This window comes from Rhodococcus pseudokoreensis (assembly GCF_017068395.1).
In the GTDB taxonomy this organism is placed as follows: Bacteria; Actinomycetota; Actinomycetes; order Mycobacteriales; family Mycobacteriaceae; genus Rhodococcus_F; species Rhodococcus_F pseudokoreensis.
The window spans coordinates 698,278-722,004 of record NZ_CP070619.1; the positions used below are offsets into that span (position 1 = coordinate 698,278).

The 23,727-nt window shown below is 67.4% G+C and carries 20 protein-coding genes and 2 tRNA genes; 8 read left to right on the forward strand and 14 right to left on the reverse strand.

What is annotated here, in order from left to right:
* Nucleotides 1-78 precede the first annotated feature (78 nt).
* Both leuD and leuC read right to left on the reverse strand, forming a co-directional pair.
* The gene (gene leuD / locus JWS13_RS08675) at nt 79-687 is read right to left on the reverse strand and encodes a 3-isopropylmalate dehydratase small subunit (RefSeq protein ID WP_087556567.1); all 609 of its coding nucleotides are present in this window, start codon (nt 685-687) and stop codon (nt 79-81) included.
* Between the two features lie 27 nt (nt 688-714).
* A complete protein-coding gene (leuC, locus tag JWS13_RS08680) occupies nt 715-2,136 on the reverse strand; it encodes a 3-isopropylmalate dehydratase large subunit (RefSeq protein ID WP_206005291.1) in 1,422 nt (473 codons plus the stop codon).
* A 137-nt stretch (nt 2,137-2,273) separates the two neighbouring features.
* On the opposite strand from leuC, the gene JWS13_RS08685 reads away from it, so the two are divergent.
* The 3 genes from JWS13_RS08685 (at nt 2,274) to JWS13_RS08695 (ending at nt 3,786) form a co-directional block, all read left to right on the forward strand.
* Nucleotides 2,274-2,975 (forward strand): IclR family transcriptional regulator, encoded by a 702-nt coding sequence (locus tag JWS13_RS08685; RefSeq protein WP_015890242.1) that lies wholly within the window; start codon nt 2,274-2,276, stop codon nt 2,973-2,975.
* Between the two features lie 38 nt (nt 2,976-3,013).
* Nucleotides 3,014-3,532 carry a pyridoxamine 5'-phosphate oxidase family protein gene (locus JWS13_RS08690; RefSeq protein ID WP_124392751.1) on the forward strand — a complete coding sequence of 173 codons (519 nt, stop codon included), beginning with the start codon at nt 3,014-3,016 and terminating at the stop codon, nt 3,530-3,532.
* Nucleotides 3,533-3,618: 86 nt separating this feature from the next.
* Nucleotides 3,619-3,786, forward strand: a complete 168-nt coding sequence (locus JWS13_RS08695) for a DUF5302 domain-containing protein (protein WP_150136595.1) — start codon at nt 3,619-3,621, stop codon at nt 3,784-3,786.
* A 60-nt stretch (nt 3,787-3,846) separates the two neighbouring features.
* Here the strand turns inward: JWS13_RS08695 and JWS13_RS08700 are convergent.
* The 4 genes from JWS13_RS08700 to JWS13_RS08715 form a co-directional block, all read right to left on the reverse strand.
* A tRNA-Glu gene (locus JWS13_RS08700) sits at nt 3,847-3,919 on the reverse strand.
* Nucleotides 3,920-3,995: 76 nt separating this feature from the next.
* Nucleotides 3,996-4,067: transfer RNA gene (locus tag JWS13_RS08705), tRNA-Gln, on the reverse strand.
* Between the two features lie 142 nt (nt 4,068-4,209).
* A complete protein-coding gene (gene gltX / locus JWS13_RS08710) occupies nt 4,210-5,685 on the reverse strand; it encodes a glutamate--tRNA ligase (RefSeq protein WP_206005292.1) in 1,476 nt (491 codons plus the stop codon).
* Between the two features lie 73 nt (nt 5,686-5,758).
* Complete coding sequence (locus JWS13_RS08715) at nt 5,759-6,532, reverse strand: fumarylacetoacetate hydrolase family protein (protein WP_206005293.1); 774 nt, start codon at nt 6,530-6,532, stop codon at nt 5,759-5,761.
* Nucleotides 6,533-6,647: 115 nt separating this feature from the next.
* Between JWS13_RS08715 and JWS13_RS08720 the strand changes: the two genes are divergently transcribed.
* Entirely contained in the window at nt 6,648-7,892 is a 1,245-nt protein-coding gene (locus JWS13_RS08720) for an MFS transporter (protein ID WP_206005294.1), read from the forward strand.
* Here the strand turns inward: JWS13_RS08720 and JWS13_RS08725 are convergent.
* The 5 genes from JWS13_RS08725 to JWS13_RS08745 form a co-directional block, all read right to left on the reverse strand.
* Nucleotides 7,889-8,899 (reverse strand): 3-isopropylmalate dehydrogenase, encoded by a 1,011-nt coding sequence (locus JWS13_RS08725; protein WP_206005295.1) that lies wholly within the window; start codon nt 8,897-8,899, stop codon nt 7,889-7,891. The genes JWS13_RS08720 and JWS13_RS08725 overlap by 4 nt on opposite strands.
* 67 nt (nt 8,900-8,966) lie before the next feature.
* Nucleotides 8,967-10,562 (reverse strand): phosphoglycerate dehydrogenase, encoded by a 1,596-nt coding sequence (gene serA, locus JWS13_RS08730; RefSeq protein WP_124392747.1) that lies wholly within the window; start codon nt 10,560-10,562, stop codon nt 8,967-8,969.
* A 224-nt stretch (nt 10,563-10,786) separates the two neighbouring features.
* The gene (gene ilvC, locus JWS13_RS08735; RefSeq protein ID WP_179220164.1) at nt 10,787-11,788 is read right to left on the reverse strand and encodes a ketol-acid reductoisomerase; all 1,002 of its coding nucleotides are present in this window, start codon (nt 11,786-11,788) and stop codon (nt 10,787-10,789) included.
* Between the two features lie 49 nt (nt 11,789-11,837).
* The gene (gene ilvN / locus JWS13_RS08740; RefSeq protein WP_015890233.1) at nt 11,838-12,341 is read right to left on the reverse strand and encodes an acetolactate synthase small subunit; all 504 of its coding nucleotides are present in this window, start codon (nt 12,339-12,341) and stop codon (nt 11,838-11,840) included.
* Entirely contained in the window at nt 12,338-14,281 is a 1,944-nt protein-coding gene (locus JWS13_RS08745) for an acetolactate synthase large subunit (RefSeq protein WP_087556578.1), read from the reverse strand. The genes ilvN and JWS13_RS08745 overlap by 4 nt, the downstream gene beginning before the upstream one ends.
* Nucleotides 14,282-14,548: 267 nt before the next feature.
* Here JWS13_RS08745 and JWS13_RS08750 point away from each other — a divergent pair, with 267 nt between their 5' ends.
* The 3 genes from JWS13_RS08750 (at nt 14,549) to JWS13_RS08760 (ending at nt 18,806) form a co-directional block, all read left to right on the forward strand.
* Nucleotides 14,549-15,046, forward strand: a complete 498-nt coding sequence (locus JWS13_RS08750) for a PH domain-containing protein (protein WP_206011547.1) — start codon at nt 14,549-14,551, stop codon at nt 15,044-15,046.
* Nucleotides 15,047-15,098: 52 nt separating this feature from the next.
* Nucleotides 15,099-16,943, forward strand: coding sequence for a dihydroxy-acid dehydratase (gene ilvD, locus JWS13_RS08755; protein WP_206005296.1), 1,845 nt, complete (start codon nt 15,099-15,101; stop codon nt 16,941-16,943).
* A gap of 321 nt (nt 16,944-17,264) precedes the next feature.
* Entirely contained in the window at nt 17,265-18,806 is a 1,542-nt protein-coding gene (locus tag JWS13_RS08760; protein ID WP_124392745.1) for an amino acid permease, read from the forward strand.
* 101 nt (nt 18,807-18,907) lie between these two features.
* Here the strand turns inward: JWS13_RS08760 and JWS13_RS08765 are convergent, their stop codons facing one another.
* Nucleotides 18,908-19,774 (reverse strand): DoxX family protein, encoded by an 867-nt coding sequence (locus tag JWS13_RS08765; RefSeq protein WP_206011548.1) that lies wholly within the window; start codon nt 19,772-19,774, stop codon nt 18,908-18,910.
* Between the two features lie 98 nt (nt 19,775-19,872).
* On the opposite strand from JWS13_RS08765, the gene JWS13_RS08770 reads away from it, so the two are divergent.
* On the forward strand, nt 19,873-21,021 hold the full coding sequence (locus tag JWS13_RS08770) for a PQQ-dependent sugar dehydrogenase (protein WP_160098844.1): 1,149 nt from the start codon (nt 19,873-19,875) through the stop codon (nt 21,019-21,021).
* 93 nt (nt 21,022-21,114) lie between these two features.
* Here JWS13_RS08770 and gatB read toward each other — a convergent pair whose 3' ends face one another.
* Together gatB and JWS13_RS08780 are read right to left on the reverse strand one after the other, a co-directional pair.
* A complete protein-coding gene (gatB, locus tag JWS13_RS08775) occupies nt 21,115-22,629 on the reverse strand; it encodes an Asp-tRNA(Asn)/Glu-tRNA(Gln) amidotransferase subunit GatB (protein WP_206005297.1) in 1,515 nt (504 codons plus the stop codon).
* 42 nt (nt 22,630-22,671) lie between these two features.
* Entirely contained in the window at nt 22,672-23,703 is a 1,032-nt protein-coding gene (locus tag JWS13_RS08780) for an ATP-dependent 6-phosphofructokinase (RefSeq protein WP_124392742.1), read from the reverse strand.
* Nucleotides 23,704-23,727: the final 24 nt, after the last annotated feature.

Sequence of the window (23,727 nt, forward strand, 5' to 3'; positions counted from 1 at the left end):
TGCCACGCCAATTCTCAAACAACGCGGCACCATTCTCAGGAACTTATTATCTGGGAGACAGGGCTCCGATTCCAACTTTCAGTCGGCCGAAGTGGGCTCCGGAAGAGTCACAGGTTTCCAAGAAGGCCTTGCCTTTTCGAACTCGGAAATGGCTTCTACCTGCCGTAATGTCAATCCGATGTCGTCGAGACCCTCGAGCAGACGCCACCGTGTGTAGTCATCAATCGCAAAGGGCACCACGGTGGTTCCGGCGGTCACGGTCTTGTTCTCGAGGTCGACGATCAATTCGAGACCGGGCTGTTCGTCGAGCAACTTCCAGAGCAGTTCGACGTCCGACTGAGACACCTGGGCGGCCAGCAGACCGGCCTTGCCGGCGTTGCCCCGGAAGATGTCCGCGAACCGGGACGCGATCACGACCCGAAATCCGAAGTCGGATAGCGCCCACACGGCGTGCTCCCGGGAGGAGCCGGTGCCGAAGTCCGGTCCCGCGACCAGAACGCTGCCCTTGTCGTACGGGGCGACGTTGAGGACGAAGTCCGGATCGTTCCGCCACGCGGCGAACAGCCCGTCCTCGAAACCGGTGCGGGTCACTCGTTTCAGGTAGACCGCCGGGATGATCTGGTCCGTGTCCACGTTCGATCGCCGCAGCGGGACGCCGATACCTTTGTGTGTGCTAAAGGATTCCATCGAAAAATCTCCTAAATTCCTTGGGTCCTAGGCCAGATCTGTCGGCGCGGACAGGGTTCCCCGGACTGCGGTCGCGGCGGCGACCAGCGGCGAAACCAGGTGAGTCCGCCCGCCCTTGCCTTGACGGCCTTCGAAATTGCGGTTGGACGTGGAGGCCGAACGCTCGCCGGGCGCGAGCTGATCCGGGTTCATGCCGAGGCACATGGAGCAGCCCGCCTGCCGCCATTCGGCGCCGGCGGCGGTGAAGATCTCGCCGAGACCCTCCTTTTCGGCCTGGGCGCGCACGCGCATCGAACCCGGCACGATCAGCATCCGGACCCCGTCGGCGACGTGCCGCCCGCGCAACACGTCGGCCACGGCCCGCAGATCCTCGATCCGGCCGTTGGTGCACGAACCCACGAAAACTGTGTCGATCGCCACGTCACGCAACGGAGTTCCGGCTTCGAGACCCATGTAGGTCAACGCCTTCTCCGCGGCGTGACGTTCGCTCTCGTCCACGATCTGCTCGGGATCCGGCACGGCCTCGCCGAGCGGCAGACCCTGGCCCGGGTTGGTGCCCCAGGTCACGAACGGCGTCAGCGTGCTCGCGTCGATGTGGACCTCGTTGTCGAAAACCGCACCCTCGTCGGTCTTCAACTGCTCCCAGGCCGCCACCGCGGCGTCCCAGTCGGCGCCCTGCGGCGCGTGGGGGCGTCCCTTGATGAACTCGTAGGTGATCTCGTCGGGGGCGATCATGCCTGCCCGCGCACCGGCCTCGATGGACATGTTGCAGATGGTCATCCGCGCTTCCATCGACATCTTCCGGATCGCTTCGCCGCGGTACTCCAGGACGTAGCCCTGGCCTCCGCCGGTTCCGATCTTCGCGATGACGGCCAGAATGAGATCCTTGCTCGTCACGCCTTCGGGCAATTCGCCGTCGACGGTGATCGCCATCGTCCGGAACGGGCGCAGAGACAACGTCTGCGTCGCCATGACGTGTTCGACCTCACTGGTGCCGATACCCATCGCGATCGCACCGAAGGCGCCGTGGGTGGACGTGTGACTGTCGCCGCACACCACGGTCATACCGGGCTGGGTGAGACCGAGTTGCGGGCCGACGACGTGAACGATGCCCTGGTCGATGTTTCCCATCGGGTGCAACCGGACGCCGAATTCCTCACAGTTGCGCCGGAGCGTGTCGACCTGAGTCTTGGACACGGGGTCGGCGATCGGCTTGTCGATGTCGACGGTGGGGACGTTGTGGTCCTCGGTGGCGATCGTCAGGTCGGGCCTGCGGAGCGGGCGCCCCGCCAGCCGAAGTCCGTCGAATGCCTGCGGACTCGTCACTTCGTGAACGAGATGCAGATCGATGTAGATGAGGTCGGGGTTGTCTCCCTCGCCCCGGACCACGACGTGGTCGTCCCACACCTTCTCTGCCAGGGTGCGTGCTTTGTCGGCCATCTTCTCCACCTCTGTGTGTCTCTCGCACCGCGGGCTTCGGGCTGGTCCGCCGTGCGCTTGTTGTCGTTACTGTCTTCCCGGACACGCACTCGACGTGAGACGAAGGTGCGCTATGATCCCAATATGCGAGAAAGTGGTATCGACCTATGAGACAGCATAGCGGCATCGGGGTCCTTGACAAAGCGGTGGGCGTGCTTCATGCCGTGGCCGAGAAGCCCTGCAGCCTCACCGAACTGTGCTCGCGCACCGGACTCCCCCGCGCCACCGCCCACCGGCTGGCCGTCGGGCTCGAGGTCCACCGCCTCCTGACGCGTGATTCCGACGGGCTGTGGTGCCCCGGTCCCGGCCTCGCCGAACTCGCTGCAACGGCTAACGATCCGCTCGTCTCGGCGGCGGCTCTCGTCCTTCCGCGACTGCGCGAGATCACCGGCGAGAGCGTGCAGCTGTACCGCAGGGAAGGTACGCAACGCATCTGCGTGGCGGCGATGGAGCCGCCCACCGGCCTCCGCGACACCGTTCTCGTGGGAGCACGCCTGCCGATGAGCGCCGGTTCGGGCGCCAAGGTCCTCCTCGCCTGGGCCGACCCGCAGACCCAGCGCACGGTGCTCCCCGACGCGGCGTTCGGCGAGCGCGTGCTGCTCGAGGTCCGCCGCCGCGGCTGGGCGCAGAGCGCCGCCGAGCGTGAACCCGGCGTCGCCAGTGTCGCCGCACCCGTGCGGGACTCCGCGGGCGCTGTCATCGCGGCGATTTCGGTGTCCGGCCCCATCGACAGGATGGGCAGGCGCCCCGGCGCCCGGTGGGCTGCCGACCTCCTCGCCGCCGCAGAGGCGTTGCACAAGAGACTCTGACCACTCACGACCGATACGTACCGCGACAGGAGAAGCCGATGGGGAAGAACCAGCGATCGCAGATCACGATGACGGATTCGGAGATCACCGAATTCGTGGACCGGAGCCGGATCGCCACGCTGGCAACGGTGGCAGCCGACGGCAGGGCCCATCTGGTCGCCATGTGGTACGCCGTGATCGACGGCGAGATCTGGTTCGAGACGAAATCCAAATCGCAGAAGGCGGTCAACCTGCGCCGCGACGACCGGGTCACCGTCCTGATCGAGGACGGCCAGACGTACGACACCCTGCGTGGAATTTCGATCGAGGGCCGGGCGGAGATCGTGGAGGATCCGGACGCGATGTTCGCCGTCGGCGTCAGCGTGTGGGAACGCTACACCGGGCCCTACACCGACGATCTGCGTCCCGCCATCGATCAGCTGCTGCACAAGCGGGTGGTCGTGCGGATCGTTCCCGAGCGCATCAGGAGCTGGGACCACGCCAAGCTCGGCCTTCCCGCGATGCCGGTGGGCGGAACCACGGCCGCATACGTGGAGACGGCCGACCGCCGCGACTGATATCGGGCAGGGCGGAAAAACAGGAGCATTCTCGGTGCCCTCGGCGTAGCTTCACAGAGTGAACCGACTACCCGAGGGAGTTCACCGTGACTGACGCCGATAACGAGGACACGAAAAAGAAATTCCGCGAAGCACTGGAGCGGAAGAATCATCAGGCCGGGCTGTCCGCCGATCACAAGGACGCGGATTCCAAGGTGCACCATGCGCACGGGCCTGCCGACCACAAACGCGAATTCCGCCGCAAGACCGGATAAACGCATCATCCCTATATATAAAGAAACACCCTCCGAATACTCGGAGGGTGTTTCTCTTTGTAGCCCCGACGGGATTCGAACCCGCGCTACCGCCTTGAGAGGGCGGCGTCCTAGGCCGCTAGACGACGGGGCCAGGAACTTTGTCTTGCTTTGGAAGCTCAGCAAGCATAGCTTCCAGAAGTTCGGAGTCAAAATCGGCCGAACTTCCGCTGGGGTACCAGGACTCGAACCTAGAATGGCGGTACCAGAAACCGCTGTGTTGCCAATTACACCATACCCCAATGGCCGTTCTCGAACCGCTGAGCTTCTGGGCTCTGCGGCCCGCCTCGGGCCGAAGAAGAGATTACCAGCCTACTCCCGGGATTTACCAAATCGTATGGTCAGAGGCTGTTTTTGCACCCTTTTCGGCCCGAGGGCGGCGGTTTAACCGGCGATGCCGGCCCGCGCGGAACGCAGCCGGGACAGCGACACGTCGCGTCCGAGCAGTTCCATCGATTCGTAGAGCGGCGGGCTGATGTGCGAGCCCGTGACGGCCACCCGCACCGGCGCGAACGCCTTACGTGGCTTGAGGCCCAGTTCGTCCACGAGAGCGGTCTTGAGGGCCTCCTCCAGCGAGGCTGCGTCCCACGCACCGACTGCGTCCAGCGATGCGAGGGCGGCGTCGAGAACCGGCGCCGAGTCGGCCCCCAGGTTCTTCGCCGCGGCGGCCGGATCGATCGCGAAGTCGGCCTCCTCGACGAACAGGAACTTCAGCAGATCCCACGCGTCGGACAGGACCACGATGCGCGTCTGGACCAGATCGGCAGCGGTCGCGAAGACGGACTCGTCCACCGTCTCGCCGAGGTGGCCGTGGAGAGTGAGGAACGCACGCAGGCGCGCGGCGAAATCGGCGGGCTCGAGCAGGCGGATGTGCTCGGCGTTGATCGCGTCGGCCTTTTTCTGATCGAACCGGGCCGGATTGGAATTGACCTTGGAGATATCGAAGGCGGCGACCATCTCGTCCAGCGAGAACACGTCGTGGTCGTCGGAAATACCCCAGCCCAGCAGCGCCAGGTAATTCAGCAATCCCTCGGGAACGAAACCGCGGTCGCGATGGATGAAGAGGTTCGACTCGGGATCGCGCTTGGACAGCTTCTTGTTGCCCTGCCCCATCACGAACGGCAGATGCCCGAACTGCGGCGTGAAATCGGCCACGCCGATCCGCTGCATCGCCGCGTAGAGAGCGAGCTGCCGCGGCGTCGACGACAACAGGTCCTCTCCGCGCAGCACGTGTGTGATCTTCATCAACGCGTCGTCGACGGGGTTGACCAAGGTGTACAGCGGGATCCCGTTGCCGCGGGTCAGCGCGAAGTCGGGCACGGTGCCGGCCTTGAACGTCGTCTCACCGCGCACGAGGTCGTCCCACGTCAGGTCGTGGTCGGGCATCCGGAGCCGGACCACGGGCTTGCGGCCCTCGTCGAGGAACGCCTGCCGCTGCTCCGGCGTCAGGTCACGATCGAAGTTGTCGTAGCCGAGCTTGGGGTCGCGGCCGGCCGCCTTGTGCCGCTCCTCGACCTCCTCGGGCGTCGAGAACGACTCGTACGCCTCGCCCGCCGCGAGCAGTTTCGCGACGACGTCCAAGTGCAGGTCGCGTCGCTGGGACTGGCGGTACGGCTCGTACGGTCCCCCGACCTCCGGGCCCTCGTCCCAGTTCAGCCCGAGCCAGCGCAGCGCGTCCAGGATCGCCTGGTACGACTCCTCACTGTCACGGGCAGCATCGGTGTCCTCGATGCGGAACACGAACGACCCGCCGTTGTGTCGGGCGAACGCCCAGTTGAACAGGGCGGTTCGGACGAGCCCCACGTGCGGGGTTCCGGTGGGCGACGGGCAGAAACGGACGCGAACTTCGCTTGTGGTCATGGCTCACTTGGGTCGACGCTGGGAAAACGGACTCCTACAGGCTAGTCCGCTCCCGATTTCGACACGAGAGCCGTCAGCGCTTGGCGGTCACCGGGTTGGTGAGGGTGCCGATGCCGCCGATGGTCACGCTGACGCTCTGTCCGTCGACGATCGGACCGACGCCTTCCGGGGTGCCCGTGAGGATCACGTCGCCGGGGAGCAGCGTCATCACGGCCGACACCCATTCGATGATCTTCGGAATGTCGTGCAGCAGAAGTGAAGTGTTGCTCCGCTGCTTCACGACTCCGTCGACCTCGGTGGTGATGTCGACGTCGGACGCGTCGAGCTGGGTCTCGATCCACGGGCCCAGCGGGCAGAACGTGTCGTGGCCCTTCGCCCTCGCCCACTGGCCGTCGTGGCGCTGGTGGTCTCGCGCCGACACGTCGTTGGCCGCCGTGTAGCCGAGCACCACGTCGAGGGCCTTGGCCGCGGGCACGTCCTTGCAGGGGCGCCCGATGACGACCGCGAGTTCCCCCTCGTAATGAACTTCGTTGGAGGACTTCGGCAGGACGATCGCGGCGTCGGGGCCGACGATCGAGGTGTTCGGCTTGAGGAAGATCACAGGATCGGCGGGCGCCTCTCCGCCCATCTCGGCGGCGTGGGCGGCGTAGTTCTTTCCGATGGCGACGACCTTGCTGGCGAGGATCGGGGCCAGCAGTCGCACGTCGGCGAGCGGCCAGCTCCGGCCGGTGAAAGTGGGGTTGCCGAACGGATGCTCGGCGATCTCTTTCGCGACCCGGGACTCCCCGTCCCCTTCGATACTGACGAACGCAACACCATCGGGACTTGCCACTCGACCAAGACGCATGGCGCCGAGTCTATCGGCCCGCCGTCACCGCCGTGCCGGGACGCCGGGCGACGCGAGGTATAGACTCCGAACGTTCGCCAATATATGAGAATCAAATCCTAGATATTGAGATGACATGACAGCATCGATCGACACCGCGTCCGCCGTCGGAACTGCTCGCAGATGGTGGATGCTCGCCCTCGGGATGTTCGCCCAGGCCGCACAGGCGGTCTTCGTCAACGGCGTCGCCTTCCTGATCCCCGAACTCCAGGAGAATCACGGGCTCAGCCTCGCCCGCACCGGACTCGTCGTCGCCGCACCCACCCTCGGGGTCATGGTGACGCTGATCGCGTGGGGCGCACTGGCCGACCGTTACGGCGAACGGAGGGTGCTGGCTGCAGGCATGGCGGCCACCGCAGCTGCCGGAGTGGGCGCGGCCCTCTCCGGATCGCTCACGGCCACCGCGGTCTTCCTGCTGCTCGGCGGCATGGCGGCGGCGTCGGCGAATGCCGCGAGCGGACGCGTCGTCGTCGGCTGGTTCCCGCCCGAGCGCCGCGGCCTGGCGATGGGTATCCGGCAGATGTCACTGCCGCTCGGCATCGCCTGCGCTGCGCTGACGCTCCCCTCGATCGCACACGACCACGGCATCGGATGGGCGCTCGCGCTGCCCGCCGTCCTGTGCGCCGCTGCCGCGCTGGCCTGTGGACTCTGGGTGGTCGATCCGCCCCGGCCGAGTCGCAGCGACGCGGCGGATCTCGGCATGCTCACGAATCCGTACCGCAGCAGCGGCACACTGTGGCGGATCCACGCCGTCTCCGTGCTGCTCGTCGTGCCCCAGTACACGGTGTGGACGTACGCGCTCGTGTGGCTGATCTCCGAAAGGCACTGGGAAGCAACGGCGGCCGGCCTGATCGTGACCCTCGCCCAGATCCTCGGCGCGTTCGGCCGGATGGGCGTCGGTTTCTGGTCCGACGTGGTGGGCAGCCGCATGCGTCCGCTTCGCTGGGTCGCGGCCGCCGGCGGACTGTCGATGGCGGCACTCGCCGTGACGGACGCGATGGATTCGCCGCTCGCGATCGTGGTGCTGCTCGCGGCGTCCGTCGCGACGGTGGCACCGAACGGGCTGGCCTTCACCGCCGTCGCCGAGATCGCGGGCCCGTTCTGGGGTGGGCGCGCCCTCGGTGTCCAGAACACCGGGCAATTCGTCGCGGCCTCCATCGTTCCCCCGGTGTTCGGCGCACTGATCGGAATCGTCGGATTCCCGGTGACTTTCGCCATAGCCGCGGGATTTCCGGCCGCCTCGATACCACTGATCCCCGTGGCCCGGTCCGAAGACCGGTCCACGGGGATCGAGGGAGACAGGGTCGACGCTCGGCCCTAGAGGGCCGCGGCGATCCGGTCGCCGACCTCCGACGTGGCGACCTTCGAGTCGCCCCGGGACGCCAGATCGGCCTCGACTGCGGCTTCGATGCGCGCGGCGTCGCCGTCCCGGCCGAGGTGACGCAGCAGCAGCGCCGCGGACAGGATGGCCGCCGTGGGATCCGCGATCCCCTGGCCCGCGATGTCCGGGGCGCTGCCGTGCACCGGTTCGAACATCGACGGGTTCGTCCCCGAGGCGTCGATGTTCCCCGACGCCGCCAGGCCGATACCGCCCGTGACCGCACCCGCGAGATCGGTGATGATGTCGCCGAACAGGTTGTCCGTGACGATCACGTCGAAGCGCGACGGGTCGGTGACCATGTAGATGGTGGCCGCGTCGATGTGGCAGTACGCCGTCTCCACGTCCGGATATTCGGCCGACACCGTCTCCACCGCGCGCGTCCAGATCGCACCGGCGTTGGAGAGGACGTTCGTCTTGTGGATCAGGGTGACGTGCTTGCGCCGGGTCTGCGCGAGCGCGAACGCGTAGCGCACCACCCGCTCGGCGCCGAACCACGTGTTGATCGACACCTCGGTCGCGATCTCGTGCGGGGTGCCGACCCGGATCGCGCCACCGTTACCGGTGTACGGGCCCTCGGTGCCCTCGCGCACCACCACGAAATCGATGTCCGGCTGAGCCGCGAGCGGCGACTTCGTCCCCGGATAGAGCTGCGACGGACGCAGATTCACGTGATGATCCAACGCGAATCGCATGTTCAGCAGCAGTCCACGCTCGAGCACGCCCGGCGTGACCGACGGGTCGCCGATGGCGCCCAGCAGGATCGCGTCGTGCTCGCGGATCGCCGCGAGATCGGCGTCCGGGAGCAACTCCCCCGTCGCGTTGTACCGACGGGCACCGAGGTCGTACTCGGTGGTCTCGAGATCGGGGACGAGTTTCCGCAGCACCTTCAGCGCCTCGGCCGTGACCTCGACACCGATGCCGTCACCCGGAATGACCGCAAGCTTCATGAACGCCTCACTTCAGATAGAGCTGTGCGCGTGCCACGACGGGGTCGTGGCACGCGCACAGTGGGGATTAGGCCAGGTTGACGAGCTCGATCTTGGTGGCGCCGACGGCGGTGGAGATCGCGTCCCGCACCTCGCTCGGCACTTCCTGGTCGACGCGGAGGAGGATGGTCGCGCCCTCGCCCTCGGCGTCCTGGCTGAGCTGCGCGGCCTGGATGTCGATGCCGGCGTTGCCGAGCTGCGTGCCGATCTTGCCCAGTGCGCCGGGCTGATCGGTGTAGTTGACCACCAGGTTGAGACCCTCGGCGCGCAGTTCGAAGTTGCGGCCGTTGATGTTGACGATCTTCTCGACCTGCTGCGGACCGGTCAGCGTGCCCGAGACGTTGATGACGCTTCCGTCGCCGAACACGCCCCGCAGGTCCACGACGCTGCGGTGGTTGGGGCTTTCGGCGGCCTTGGTGACCTCCGCCGTGACGCCACGCTCCTCCGCGAGAGCGGGGGCGTTGACGAACGTGACCGCGTCCTCGATGACAGCGGAGAACACGCCGCGCAGAGCCGAGAGCGCGAGCACCTCGACGTCCTCGGAGGCGAGCTCGCCGCGCACGTCGACGGACAGGCTGACGGGCAATTCACCCGACAGGGCGCCGAGAAGCACACCCTGCTTGCGGACGATCTCGAGCCACGGGGCAACTTCCTCGCCCACGGCGCCACCGGACACGTTGACGGCATCCGGAACGAAATCGCCTGCGAGAGCGAGCAGTACGGACTTCGCGACGTCCGTGCCCGCGCGGTCCTGAGCCTCGCTCGTCGACGCGCCGAGGTGCGGCGTCACAACGACCTCGGGCAGGTCGAACAGCGGGCTGTCGGTGCACGGTTCGGTCTCGAACACGTCGAGGCCCGCGGCGCGCACGTGACCCGACTTGATGGCCTCGGCCAGCGCGGCCTCGTCGATCAGGCCGCCGCGGGCGGCGTTGACGATGACGACGCCCTTCTTCGTCTTCGCCAGGTTCTCCGTGCCGAGCAGCCCCTTGGTCTCGGGCGTCTTGGGAAGGTGCACGGAGATGAGGTCGGCGCGCTTCAGCAGTTCGTCGAGGGTGACGAGTTCGATGCCGAGCTGCGCGGCGCGGGCGGCCGACACGTAGGGGTCGTACGCGATGACGTGGGTCTCGAATGCGGCGAGGCGCTGCGCGAACAGCTGTCCGATGCGGCCGAGGCCGACGACGCCGACCGTCTTGCCGAAGATTTCGACGCCGTTGAACTTGCTGCGCTTCCACTCGCGGTCACGCAGGGTGGCGTCGGCGGCGGGGATCTGGCGGGCGGTGGCGAGCATCAGCGCGACGGCGTGCTCGGCGGCCGTGTGGATGTTCGACGTCGGGGCGTTGACGACCATGACACCGCGCTCGGTGGCGGCGGGCACGTCGACGTTGTCGAGGCCGACGCCGGCGCGGGCGACGATCTTGAGCTTGGTACCGGCCGCCAGGACCTCTGCGTCCACGGTGGTGGCGGAACGGACGAGGATCGCGTCGGCCTCGGGCACCGCCGCGAGCAGGGCCGGGCGATCAGGTCCGTCGACCCATCGCACCTCCACACCGTCGCCCAATGCCTCGACGGTGGACGGCGCGAGCTTGTCGGCGATCAGAACTACAGGACGGCCTGGCTGGCTCACGTGCAAACTCCCTGAGTAGGTGGGTGTGGGGGTGTTTTAACCACACACAGCTTAGTCCGCCCTCACCGGGAAACCACATCCCGGTCTGCGATACCACATAGTGGACGCCTGCAACAACGGAACCGGGCACGAAACAACACCGGCCCGATGTCGCTGCGGAGGCCTCTGACGAGGCCGACGCGACATCGGGCCGGTGCTGTGGTGGAACTGTAAAGCAGTGAAACCTAGGCGGTTTCGGTGATCGGCCGGTCGACCCAGCTCATCAGGTCGCGCAGCTTCTTGCCGGTGACCTCGATGGGGTGCTCGGCGTTGGCCTTGCGCAGGCCCTCGAGCTCGGTGTTGCCGTTCTCGACGTTGGCGACGAGGCGGCGGGTGAACTCACCCGACTGGATGTCGGCGAGGATCGCCTTCATGCGCTCCTTGGTGCCGGCGTCGATGACGCGCGGACCGGACAGGTAGCCACCGAACTCCGCGGTGTCGGACACCGAGTAGTTCATGCGCGCGATGCCACCCTCGTACATGAGGTCGACGATGAGCTTGAGCTCGTGCAGCACCTCGAAGTACGCCATCTCGGGCGCGTAGCCGGCCTCGACCATGACCTCGAAACCGGTCTTGACCAGTTCCTCGGTGCCACCGCACAGCACGGCCTGCTCGCCGAAGAGGTCCGTCTCGGTCTCTTCCTTGAACGTGGTCTTGATGACGCCCGCGCGGGCGCCGCCGATCGCCTTGGCGTAGGACAGCGCGAGGGCCTGGCCCTCACCCTTCGGGTCCTGGTCGATCGCGATGAGCGCAGGAACACCCTTGCCGTCGACGAACTGACGACGCACCAGGTGGCCGGGGCCCTTGGGGGCGACCATGCCGACAGTGACGAACTCCGGAGCCTTGATCAGCTTGAAGTGGATGTTGAGGCCGTGTCCGAAGAACAGCGCGTCGCCGTCCTTCAGGTTCGGCTCGATGTCATTGGTGAAGATCGACGCCTGCGCGGTGTCGGGTGCGAGCACCATGATCACGTCGGCCCACTCGGAGACCTCGGCGGGGGTACCGACGGTCAGGCCCTGCTCCTCGGCCTTCGCGCGGGACTTCGAGCCTTCCTTCAGGCCGATACGCACATCGACGCCCGAGTCGCGCAGGCTCAGCGAGTGCGCGTGGCCCTGGCTTCCGTAACCGATCACAGCGACCTTACGGCCCTGGATGATCGACAGATCGGCATCGTCGTCGTAGAACATCTCGACTGCCACAGTTCAACCTCTTTCTTGGATTTGCGTATCTAAAGTACTAGCGAGTGGCCGTGATGGACTTAGGCCCCCGTCCCACGGCCACGACCCCGGACTGCACGATCTCCCGGATGCCGTACGGATCGAGCATCCGCAGCAGCGCATCCAGCTTGGATCGCGTTCCAGTCGCCTCGATCGTGACCGACTCCGGGGAGACGTCGATCACCTTGGCGCGGAACAGATTCACCGTCTCGATCACCTGCGTGCGCACGCTGGCGTCGGCTCGCACCTTGATGAGCACCAGCTCGCGGGCGACGGAGGCCTCACCGTCCTGCTCGACGATCTTGATGACGTTGACGAGCTTGTTCAGCTGCTTCGTCACCTGTTCGAGCGGGAACTCGTCGACGGTCACGACGATGGTCATGCGTGAGATCTCGGGAAGCTCGGTGCCACCGACGGCGAGCGACTCGATGTTGAACCCACGACGGGAGAACAGCGCGGCCACCCTGGCCAGCACGCCCGGCTTGTCCTCGACGAGAACACTGAGGGTGTGGCTGGTGCTCACTGATCTTCCTCCCCGGCCGCTGCGGCCGTGCCCGAACGCTGCTCGCGCTCCATGGCCTCGTGAATGACGGCCGGCTCGGCGGCCGCCTCGTCGTCGTCGAACAGCGGCCGGATGCCCCGTGCCGCCATGATCTCGTCGTTGCTCGTGCCCGCCGCGACCATCGGCCACACCTGGGCGTCGGCGCCGACGATGAAGTCGATCACCACCGGCTTGTCGTTGATGGCCTGTGCCTCACGGATCGCCGCCTCGACGTCCTCTTCGCGCTCGACGCGAATGCCGTGGCAGCCCAACGCCTCCGCGAGCTTCACGAAGTCGGGGATGCGGATGGCGCCGTGCGTGCCGAGGTTGGTGTTGGAGTAGCGCTGGTCGTAGAACAGCGTCTGCCACTGGCGCACCATGCCGAGGTTGCCGTTGTTGATGAGCGCAACCTTGATCGGGATGCCCTCGAGCGCGCAGGTGGCGAGTTCCTGATTGGTCATCTGGAAGCAGCCGTCACCGTCGATGGCCCACACCTCGGTGTCGGGCATGCCCATCTTGGCGCCCATCGCGGCAGGCACCGCGTAGCCCATCGTGCCGAGACCACCGGAGTTCAGCCAGGTGCGCGGCTTCTCGTAGTTGACGAACTGCGCGGCCCACATCTGGTGCTGGCCGACGCCGGCGCAGTAGATCGCGTCGGGACCGGCGAGCTTGCCGACCGCCTGGATCACGTATTCCGGGGACAGCGCGCCGTCCGAGGGACGGTCGTAGCTGAGCGGATACGTGCGACGGATTCCGTCGAGGTACGCCCACCACTCGGTGAGGTCCAGCGTGGTTCCGGTGGCCAGGTCGGCCTTGATCGCCTCGATCAGCTCGACGATGACCTCTTTGCAGTCGCCCACGATCGGGACGTCCGCGTACCGGTTCTTGCCGATCTCCGCCGGATCGATGTCGGCGTGGATGACCTTGGCGTCGGGGGCGAACGAGTCGAGCTGACCGGTGACGCGGTCGTCGAACCGCGCGCCGAGCGTGATCAGCAGGTCGCTGCGCTGCAATGCCGCCACCGCCGCGACGGTGCCGTGCATGCCGGGCATGCCGCAGTTCAACGTGTGGCTGTCCGGGAACGCGCCGCGCGCCATGAGGGTGGTGACCACCGGAATGCCGGTGAGCTCGGCCAGTTCGAGCAGTTCCGGGGACGATTCCGACTTGATGACTCCGCCACCGACGTACAGCACCGGGTGCTTCGCGTCGGCGATGAGGCGAGCGGCCTCGCGGACCTGCTTGCCGTGCGGCTTCGTGACGGGACGGTATCCGGGCAGCCGCATCTCCGGCGGCCACGAGAACGTGGTCTGCGCCTGGAGGACGTCCTTCGGGATGTCGACGAGCACCGCTCCGGGACGACCGCTGGAGGCGAGGTAGAACGCCTCCGCGATGATCCGGGGGATGTCGACGCCGTCGGTGATGAGGAAGTTGTGCTTCGTGATGGGCATAGTGATGCCCGAGATGTCGGCTTCCTGGAACGCATCGGTGCCGATGAGCCCACGGCCGACCTGACCGGTGATGGCCACGACCGGAACGGAGTCCATCTGCGCGTCGGCGAGCGGCGTCACGAGGTTGGTCGCACCGGGACCGGACGTTGCCATGCAGACGCCGACCTTGCCGGTCGCCTGCGCGTACCCGGTGGCGGCGTGACCTGCACCCTGCTCGTGACGGACGAGCACGTGCCGGACCTTCTTCGAGTCGAAGAGCGGGTCGTAGACAGGGAGAACGGCACCACCCGGAATGCCGAATACCGTGTCGACCTCGAGCTCCTCGAGGGCTCGGACCACGGACTGGGCGCCGCTGACCCGCTCGGGGGCGAGTTGGCGGCGGCTACCGGTCTGCGTCGCGGCGGCCGCGGTCGTCGGGCTTGCTGCCCCCGACTTGCGCGGCGTGGGTTGAGGCCGTGCGGTTGGTGCGCTCACTGGGAAATCCTCTGATTCTGGCTCCGGGCAACAAAAAACCCCCGTCAGCTGATGCTGTACGAGGGTGGCGCGTCGTTATCTGGCGAGTTGAAGAAATCGACTCAGGCGACGACGCGCCGGCCGATTACGAGCAACTCATTCTGTTTCACGCGCTCGACGGTAGGCGCGCTAATAGTGAACAGTCAACTTGGTGAGTCGGCCGTCCCAGAATATGAGATACGTCGGCTGCGGTGCGAAGATGTAGAGGTGTCAACTCCGCAGCAGCCCGTGCCACCAGAATCATCATCCCACACGACGAACCCGCCCAAGCGCGTCATCCGGATTTCTCCCCTTGCCTATCTGGGATGCGCCTTCCTCCTGTTCGCCGTGTCGTTCCCCATCTTCGGCTGGCCCGCCGCATTCGGCTGGCTCGTGATCGCCCCGATCCTCGCGGTGGCCTGGGTCGCGCGGGTGCGCACGACGGTCACACCCGACGGACTCGAGGTGCGCAACCTGTTCGGCGGCCGGTCGCTCGCATGGTCCGAGATCACCGGATTCCGCTTCCCCAAGCGCGGCTGGGCCCGGGCCACACTGGCCGACGGCGGCGAAGTCGCTCTTCCCGTCGTCACGTTCGACCGGCTCCCCGAGATCGCCGAAGCGAGCGGCGGCCGCATCACCGACCCCTACGCGGCAGCGGCCGCGGCGGACGAGGCAGCCCAGCACGCCGACGCCGAATCGAACGGCGAGCAGCCGGCGAAGAACCGGCCGGACACAGACGGGGAATAGTGCGCGAGTAGCGTTTGTCAGTACTTCCGTACGCTGACTAAGGAATACGCTCATGCCCCCGCTGAGGTCCCGAACCACCACCGCAGGACGAAATGCCGCAGGCGCCCGCGCACTGTGGCGCGCCACCGGAATGACCGACTCCGACTTCGGGAAGCCGATCGTCGCGATCGCCAACTCGTACACGCAGTTCGTTCCCGGCCACGTCCACCTCAAGAACGTCGGCGACATCGTCGCCGACGCCGTCCGCGCCGCCGGTGGTGTACCTCGCGAGTTCCACACGATCGCCGTCGACGACGGCATCGCGATGGGGCACGGCGGCATGCTGTATTCGCTTCCCAGCCGGGAGATCATCGCCGACTCCGTCGAGTACATGGTCAACGCGCACACCGCCGACGCGCTCGTCTGCATCTCCAACTGCGACAAGATCACCCCCGGAATGCTCAATGCCGCAATGCGTTTGAACGTTCCCACCGTGTTCGTGTCGGGCGGTCCGATGGAGGCGGGCAAGGCAGTGGTGGTCAACGGCGTCGCGCAGGCACCCACCGACCTCATCACGGCGATCTCGGCGAGCGCCAACGACGAGGTCGACGAGGAGGGGCTGTCCGAGGTCGAGCGCAGCGCCTGCCCGACGTGCGGATCGTGCTCGGGCATGTTCACCGCGAACTCCATGAACTGCCTCACCGAGGCGCTCGGTCTGGCGTTGCCGGGCAACGGTTCGACGCTGGCCACCCACGAAGCCCGGCGCGCGCTGTTCACCCGTGCAGGCACCACCGTCGTCGAGGCCGCCCTGCGGTACTACCGGGACGAGGACGACTCCGTCCTCCCCCGCAACATCGCGACGCCCGCCGCGTTCCGCAACGCGATGGCGCTGGACGTCGCGATGGGCGGTTCCACCAACACGGTGCTGCACACCCTCGCGGCCGCGCAGGAGGGTGAGGTCTTCGACTTCGACCTCGACAAGATCGACGAGATCAGCCGCAAGGTGCCCTGCCTGTCGAAGGTCTCACCCAACTCGGACTACCACATGGAGGACGTGCACCGGGCAGGCGGAATCCCCGCGATCCTCGGCGAACTCCGCCGGGCCGACCTGCTCGAGAGCGACGTCTCGACCGTCCACACGAAGAGCTTCGACGAGTGGCTCGACACGTGGGACATCCGGTCCGGCAAGGCATCCGACGAGGCCGTCGAACTGTTCCACGCCGCTCCCGGCGGCGTCCGCACCATCGAGCCGTTCTCGACGAACAACCGCTGGTCGTCGCTCGACACGGACGCCGCCAACGGCTGCATCCGCGATTTCGAGCACAAGCACACGGTCGAGGGCGGCCTGGCCGTGCTGCGCGGCAACATCGCCGTCGACGGCGCGGTCATCAAGACGGCAGGCATCGACGAAGACCTGTTCCACTTCCAGGGACCCGCACGCGTCGTGGAGTCGCAGGAGGAGGCGGTGTCGGTGATCCTCGGCAAGAAGATCCAGCCGGGTGAGGTCCTCGTCGTGCGCTACGAGGGTCCTGCGGGCGGCCCGGGCATGCAGGAGATGCTGCACCCCACCGCATTCCTCAAGGGCTCCGGCCTCGGCAAGAAGTGCGCGCTGATCACCGACGGCCGCTTCTCCGGCGGTTCCTCGGGATTGTCCATCGGCCACATCTCCCCCGAAGCCGCCAGCGGCGGTGCCATCGGCCTGGTGGAGGACGGCGACCAGATCCTCATCGACATCGCGACGCGCAGCCTGAAACTGCTCGTCGACGACGCGGTGCTCGCCGAGCGCCGGGCGAAGATGGAGTCGTCCGAGCGTCCCTGGCAGCCGGTGAACCGCGAACGGACCGTCACCACGGCCCTGCGCGCGTACGCAGCACTGGCGACGTCCGCCGACAAGGGCGCGGTCCGTCAGGTTCCCTGATCGCACGCACCCACAGCACGAGCACACGCGAAGCCGGGTGCCGCAGCAGGTTTCCTGCCGCGGCACCCGGCTTCCGTCGTCGGTGCGCCCGCGAATTCCGGCTCGGATGTGACCGCCCTCACGGGTGATCAACTCGCTCAAACGGCGACACCCGTGAACAGGTTCTACTGATCGAATTGATCAGTTGAGCCCGCGCTTCTTGCACACGGCGCTCAGTAGTGGTTCCCTCAGTTGGCCGTTGAGACCTACATCACAATCGGCAGCACCACCGGAACTTCTCCGGCCCACGAGGCCATCGGGAACACAACCAAGGAGCGACACATGCCAGGAGTCGGCATATGGCGAACGAAATCCGTTGAGCAATCGATAGCGGACACCGACGAACCCGACACCCGGCTGCGGAGGGAACTCACCGCGAAGGACCTCACCGTCTTCGGTGTCGCCGTCGTGATCGGCGCCGGCATCTTCACGCTCACCGCCCGGACTGCAGGCAACGTCGCCGGGCCGTCCATTTCGCTCGCCTTCGTCCTCGCCGCCATCGCCTGCGGCCTGGCCGCCCTCTGTTACGCCGAGTTCGCATCCACCGTCCCCGTCGCAGGCAGCGCGTACACGTTCTCCTACGCCACCTTCGGCGAGTTCGTCGCCTGGATCATCGGCTGGGACCTCATCCTCGAATTCGCCCTCGCGGCGGCCGTCGTCTCGAAGGGCTGGTCGCTGTACCTGGGTAACGTCCTCGGATTCAGCGGATCCACCACCGCCCACCTCGGGCCCATCGACTTCGACTGGGGCTCGCTGATCATCGTCGGCGGCATCACCATCGTGCTCGCCATCGGGACCAAGGTGTCCTCCCGCGTGTCCGCCGTGATCACGGCCATCAAGATCGCCGTCGTCCTCCTCGTCATCACCGTCGGCGTCTTCTACATCAAGAAGGAGAACTACGCCCCGTACATCCCGCCGGCCGAGGGCAACGAGAGCGCCGCACACGGTGTGCACCAGACCCTCTTCTCCTTCCTCTCGGGAGCGGACGGCAGCAGCTACGGCTGGTACGGTCTCCTCGCCGCCGCGAGCCTCGTGTTCTTCGCCTTCATCGGCTTCGACGTCGTCGCCACCACCGCCGAGGAGACCAAGGACCCGCAGAAGGCGCTCCCCCGCGGCATTCTCGGCTCGCTCGCGATCGTCACCGTCCTCTACGTCGCGGTCACCCTCGTGCTCACCGGCATGGTGAAGTACACCGACCTCAAGACCGGCAGCCCGCTCGTCGGCGACAGCAGCGCCACCCTGGCGACCGCCTTCGAGGCACACGGCATCACCTGGGCGCAGACCGCCATCAACTTCGGCGGACTCGCAGGCCTCACGACCGTCGTGATGGTGATGATGCTCGGCCAGACCCGCGTCCTGTTCGCGATGTCCCGCGACGGACTCGTCCCCCGCGGTCTGGCGAAGACCGGCAAGAAGGGCACCCCGGTCCGCATCACGCTGTTCGTCGGCGCCGTGGTGGCACTCCTCGCCGCGTTCTTCCCGATGGGCACCCTCGAGGAGATGGTGAACATCGGCACCCTCTTCGCGTTCGTGCTCGTCTGCATCGGCGTCGTCATCCTGCGCCGCACCCGCCCCGACCTGCCGCGCGGATTCCGCGTTCCGCTGGTCCCGCTCGTTCCCATCCTCGCCGTCCTGGCCTGCGGATGGCTGATGCTGAACCTGTCGGTCGAGACCTGGATCCGATTCCTGGTGTGGATGGCTCTCGGCGTCGTCGTCTACCTCGCCTACGGCAGGCGCAAGTCCGTCCTCGGACAGAGGCTCGCCGCACAGGCACAGGCCGCCCCACCCGAGGAGGAGAACATCCCGGAACTCGTCCAGCGCTGACTCTCGGCAGGCACTGATTCTCGGCCGGCACTGATCCGGCAGAAACGACTGCGCCGCACTCCCGGTCGGGGGTGCGGCGCAGTCGTGGTTCGGAGAAACGATCAGATGAGCGGGTTGGCGCCGTTGAGGAAGATCCAGATGCACACGCCGGCGGCGACGCCCAGGATCAGTGCCGCGAAAGACCCTATGAACGGCCGCGTGGCCCAGCCGCGGCGGCCGTCGAGCGAGATCCGTCCCGGGCCGGTGAGAATGATCACGCCCGCGCACACGCCGAGCAGCGTCTCGTACTCGGTGCCGGAGGGTGCGAAGTACTCGAGCCCCGGTTCCGCGATCTGCCGGAACGCCCACGCATTGATCATCACGGCCAGCACCGAGGCGGCGGCCAGCGGGGTGACGAGGCCGAGGATCAGCAGCGCACCGCCAGCGACCTCACCGATGGCGCCGAGGATCGCAAGCAGTTTCGCCTGCTGGAAGCCCGAGTTCACGAGCACCTCCTCGAAACCGTCGAGGCCCGGACCGTTCCACATTCCGGTCAGCTTCTGCAGACCGTGCACGAGCGCCGTACCGCCGACCGCGAGTCGCAGTGCCAGCAGTCCGAGATCCAGGGTTCCGCGGCCGATCTTCACGTCCCCCTCGCCGAGCCGGTCGGTCGACGGATCACCCGCCGTGGCCCCGAGGGACGCACCGGAGGTCGCGCCGATCACCTGCGTCGGCTGGTCCGGCACGTCGGATGCCGACTGCCGGTACGCGGGGATCTGCTCGGTGGGCAGACCGGCGCCGCGTGCATCGCCGTAATCGAGTTCGTCGTCGGTGTGCGGGAGACCCTGTCCCGCGGAACCGGACGCCGGCGTGGCCGACGGAAACCGCTCGGTGGGAAGGTCGTAAGGGCTCGAGACCCTGCCGTAGCCGGGTGAGGCGCCTTGCTGCGCGGCACCGTCGTCCGACGACTCGCTGGGGTCTTTCCGCATGTCAGTCACACCGTCAAGCCTAGGTCGATCCGCCGGACAACGCTGGTAGGCGGAACCGGCGTGGCGGCGACCTCGCACTCTTCCGTAACGTCTCCATCATGATGGTGGGTGGGCGGCGCCGCACGGCGTCCCGCAAGATGGCGATGTCCGCACTGTGCGTGACGGCGGTCCTCGCCGCCGGGTGCGCGAAATTCGACGACTCCGCGTCCTCCCCCTTCACACCCGAGCCGACGGGTGCGTCGGGCGCGGAGGTGGAGCCGGAGAATCCGCCGCCGTCCACCACGACCACACCGCCGCCGAGCGGGCCGCTGGGACCGTGTCAGGATCCGGATCCCAGTGTCATCGCCACGTGTCTCGACACCACCGGCGGACTCGTCGTCCTCCCCGACGGGGCCACCGCGCTGGTCGCGGAGCGCCGGACCGGACGCATCCTGCAGGTCGCCCAGGGGCAGACCCCCAAGGAGATCGCGCACGTCGACGTCGACGGCAGCACCGACGGCGGCCTCCTCGACATCGCGCTGTCCCCGAGTTTCGTCGAGGACAACCTCATCTACGCCTACGTCACCACCCCGACCGACAACCGGGTGGTGCGGATCGCACCGGGCGACTCCGCCAAGGAAGTTCTCGGGGGAATCCCGCGCGGCGACACGGGCAATGCGGGGTCGCTCGAATTCTCCGGCGACGAACTGATGGTCCTGACCGGCAACGCGAACAACCCGGCGGCGGCCGCCGATCCGGCGTCCCTCGCCGGGAAGCTGCTGAAGGTCACCGCGCTGTCGCCCGCCCCGACGCCGGCGCAGCCCCGGCCGCAGGTGGTGCTGACGGGCATGGGGACCGCTGGCGGGGTCTGCGTCGATCCCGGGGTGGCCGTGTGGGTCACCGACCGCACCCCGCTCGAGGATCGGCTGGTGCGGGTCAGCGCGGACGGAGCGGTGTCGTCTCCGGTGTGGACGTGGCCGGAGCGGCCCGGCGTCGGCGGCTGCGTCGCCGCCGGTGATGTCGTGGCGGTGTCACTGAGCACCGCGAAGGCCATGTCGGCGCTCGCCGCCGACCCCGGCACGGGTGCCGTCACCACCGCGCCGGGTGTCATCGTCCAGGACCGGTACGGCCAACTCGGCGGCGCCGCACTCGGTCCCGACGGGCTCATCTGGGTGAGCACCGTCAACAAGACCGCCGGTCAGCCCGGACCCAACGACGACCGCGTCATCAAGATGCCCCTGCCCTCCGGTGGCGGCGGATTCGACTGACGGGCCCCGCCCTCGCGCCGCGTCCCACGCGCACAACGAACGGGACGCTCGTTCGGTTGATCCGAACGAGCGTCCCGTTGGTGCAGAGGGGGGTCAGCCGCCGCAGGCCTCGATGACCAGCTCCTTGACGCGGGCCGGATCGGCCTGACCGCGAGTGGCCTTCATCACGTCGCCGACGATCTTGCCCGCGGCCGCGACCTTGCCGCCGCGAATCTTCTCGGCGATGTCGGGGTTCGCGACCAGGGCCTCGTCGACGGCGGCCTTCAGCTTCGTGTCGTCGCGTTCTACGACGAGCTCGGGATGATCCGCGACGACCTGCTCGGGGTCACCCTCACCGGCGAGGACGTGGTCGACCACCTGGCGGGCCACCTTGTTGTTCAGCTTCCCGCTGTCGATCAGCGCGACCACCTGCGCAACCTGGGCCGGCGTGATCGGCAGCTCGCCGAGTTCCACCCCGCGGGTGTTCGCCTGCTGCGCCAGGTACGACACCCACCAGGACCGTGCGGCCTCCGGCGAGGCGCCGGCCTCGACGGTCGCGATGACGAGGTCGACGGCGTTCGCGTTGACGAGGTCACGCATGACCTCGTCGGAGACACCCCAGTCGGCCTGGATCCGGGCGCGGCGGACCCACGGCAGCTCGGGCAGGGTGCCCCGCAGTTCCTCGACCCATTCGGCGCTGGGCGCGACCGGCTCGAGGTCGGGCTCCGGGAAGTAGCGGTAGTCCTCGGCGGTCTCCTTGCGGCGGCCCGGCGACGTGGTGCCGTCCGCTTCCTGGAAGTGCCGGGTCTCCTGGATCACCTCGCCGCCGGCCTCGAGCACCGCGGCCTGGCGGCGCATCTCGTACCGAACCGCGACCTCGACGCTCTTGAGGGAGTTGACGTTCTTCGTCTCGGTGCGGGTGCCGAGTTCGGTCGCCCCGATCGGCATCAGCGACGCGTTGGCGTCGCATCGCATCGAGCCCTGGTCCATGCGGACGTCCGACACGTTCAGCGACTTCAGCAGGTCGCGGAGCGCGGTGACGTACGCGCGGGCCACCTCGGGGGCGCGGGCGCCGGCGCCGCTGATGGTCTTGGTGACGATCTCGACGAGCGGGACCCCGGCGCGGTTGTAGTCGAGCAGCGAGTGGCTGGCACCGTGGATGCGACCGGTCGCGCCGCCGACATGCAGCGACTTTCCGGTGTCCTCTTCCATGTGCGCGCGCTCGATCTCGACGCGCCACGTGGTGCCGTCGTCGAGGATGACGTCGAGGTAGCCGTCGGTGGCGATCGGCTCGTCGTACTGGGAGATCTGGTAGTTCTTCGGCTGGTCCGGGTAGAAGTAGTTCTTCCGCGCGAACCGGCCCCACGGTGTGATGGAACAGTTCAGTGCGAGTCCGATCCGGATCGCGGACTCCACCGCCGCCTCGTTCACGACGGGCAGCGACCCGGGCAGACCGAGGCACACCGGGCAGACCTGCGTGTTCGGCTCGGCGCCGAACTCGGTGGGGCACGGGCAGAACATCTTCGTGTTGGTGCCGAGCTCTACGTGCACCTCCATGCCGAGAACAGGCTCGTACTTCGCGAGCACGTCGTCGTAGTCGAGGAGGTCCGGAGTGTCGACAGCAGTCATGCCACAGAGTTTATGCGTCCGGCGGTTCACCGGAAAACGCGGTCAGCCGAAAAATGCGGCCGCCTCGTCGTACCGCTCCCGCGGCACCGTCTTGAGCCGCCGGGTGGCCTCCTCGAGGGGCACGAGGTCGATCGACGTGCCGTGCAGGGCGACCATGTTGCCGAAGTCGCCGCGGTGGACCGCGTCGGTGGCGTGCACCCCGAAGCGGGTGGCGAGCACCCGGTCGTACGGCGTCGGGGTGCCGCCGCGCTGCACGTGCCCGAGCACCGTCGTCCGCACCTCCTTGCCGATGCGGCGTTCGATCTCGTCGCCGAGTTGCTGTGCGACCCCGGTGAACCGTTTGTGGCCGAACTCGTCGATGCCGCCTTCGCGCAGGCTCATCGACTCCGGGGTGGGTGTGGCGCCCTCCGCGACGACGCAGATGAAATGCGAATCGCCGCGCTGAAACCGCTTCTTCACCATGGCGCACACCTCGCCGACGTCGAACGGGACCTCGGGAACGAGCGTGAGGTGCGCACCGGTCGCGAGCCCGGAGTGCAGGGCGATCCAGCCCGCGTGCCTGCCCATCACCTCGACGAGCATCACCCGCTGGTGGGACTCGGCGGTGGTGTGCAGGCGGTCGATCGCGTCCGTCGCGATGGACAGGGCGGTGTCGAAACCGAACGTCACATCGGTGCAGTCGATGTCGTTGTCGATGGTCTTCGGGACCCCGATCACGGGCACCCCGCTCTCGGCGAGCCAGCTCGCCGCCGTGAGCGTGCCCTCGCCGCCGATCGGGATGAGTGCGTCGATGCCGTTGTCGTCGAGTGTCTGCCGGATCTGGTCGAGGCCGGCCTTGAGCTTGTCCGGGTTGACCCGCGCGGTACCGAGAATGGTGCCGCCCCGGGTGAGGATCCGGTCGATCCGGTCGTCGTTGGACAGCGCGACCTTGCGGTCTTCGAGCAGACCACGCCACCCGTCCCGGAATCCCACCACCGAGCTGCGGTACCGGCCGTCGGCCGTCCGCACCACTGCCCTGATCACCGCATTGAGCCCGGGGCAGTCGCCGCCTCCGGTGAGGATTCCGATCCGCATCCAAGCACCCCTCGTCGTCTCGTG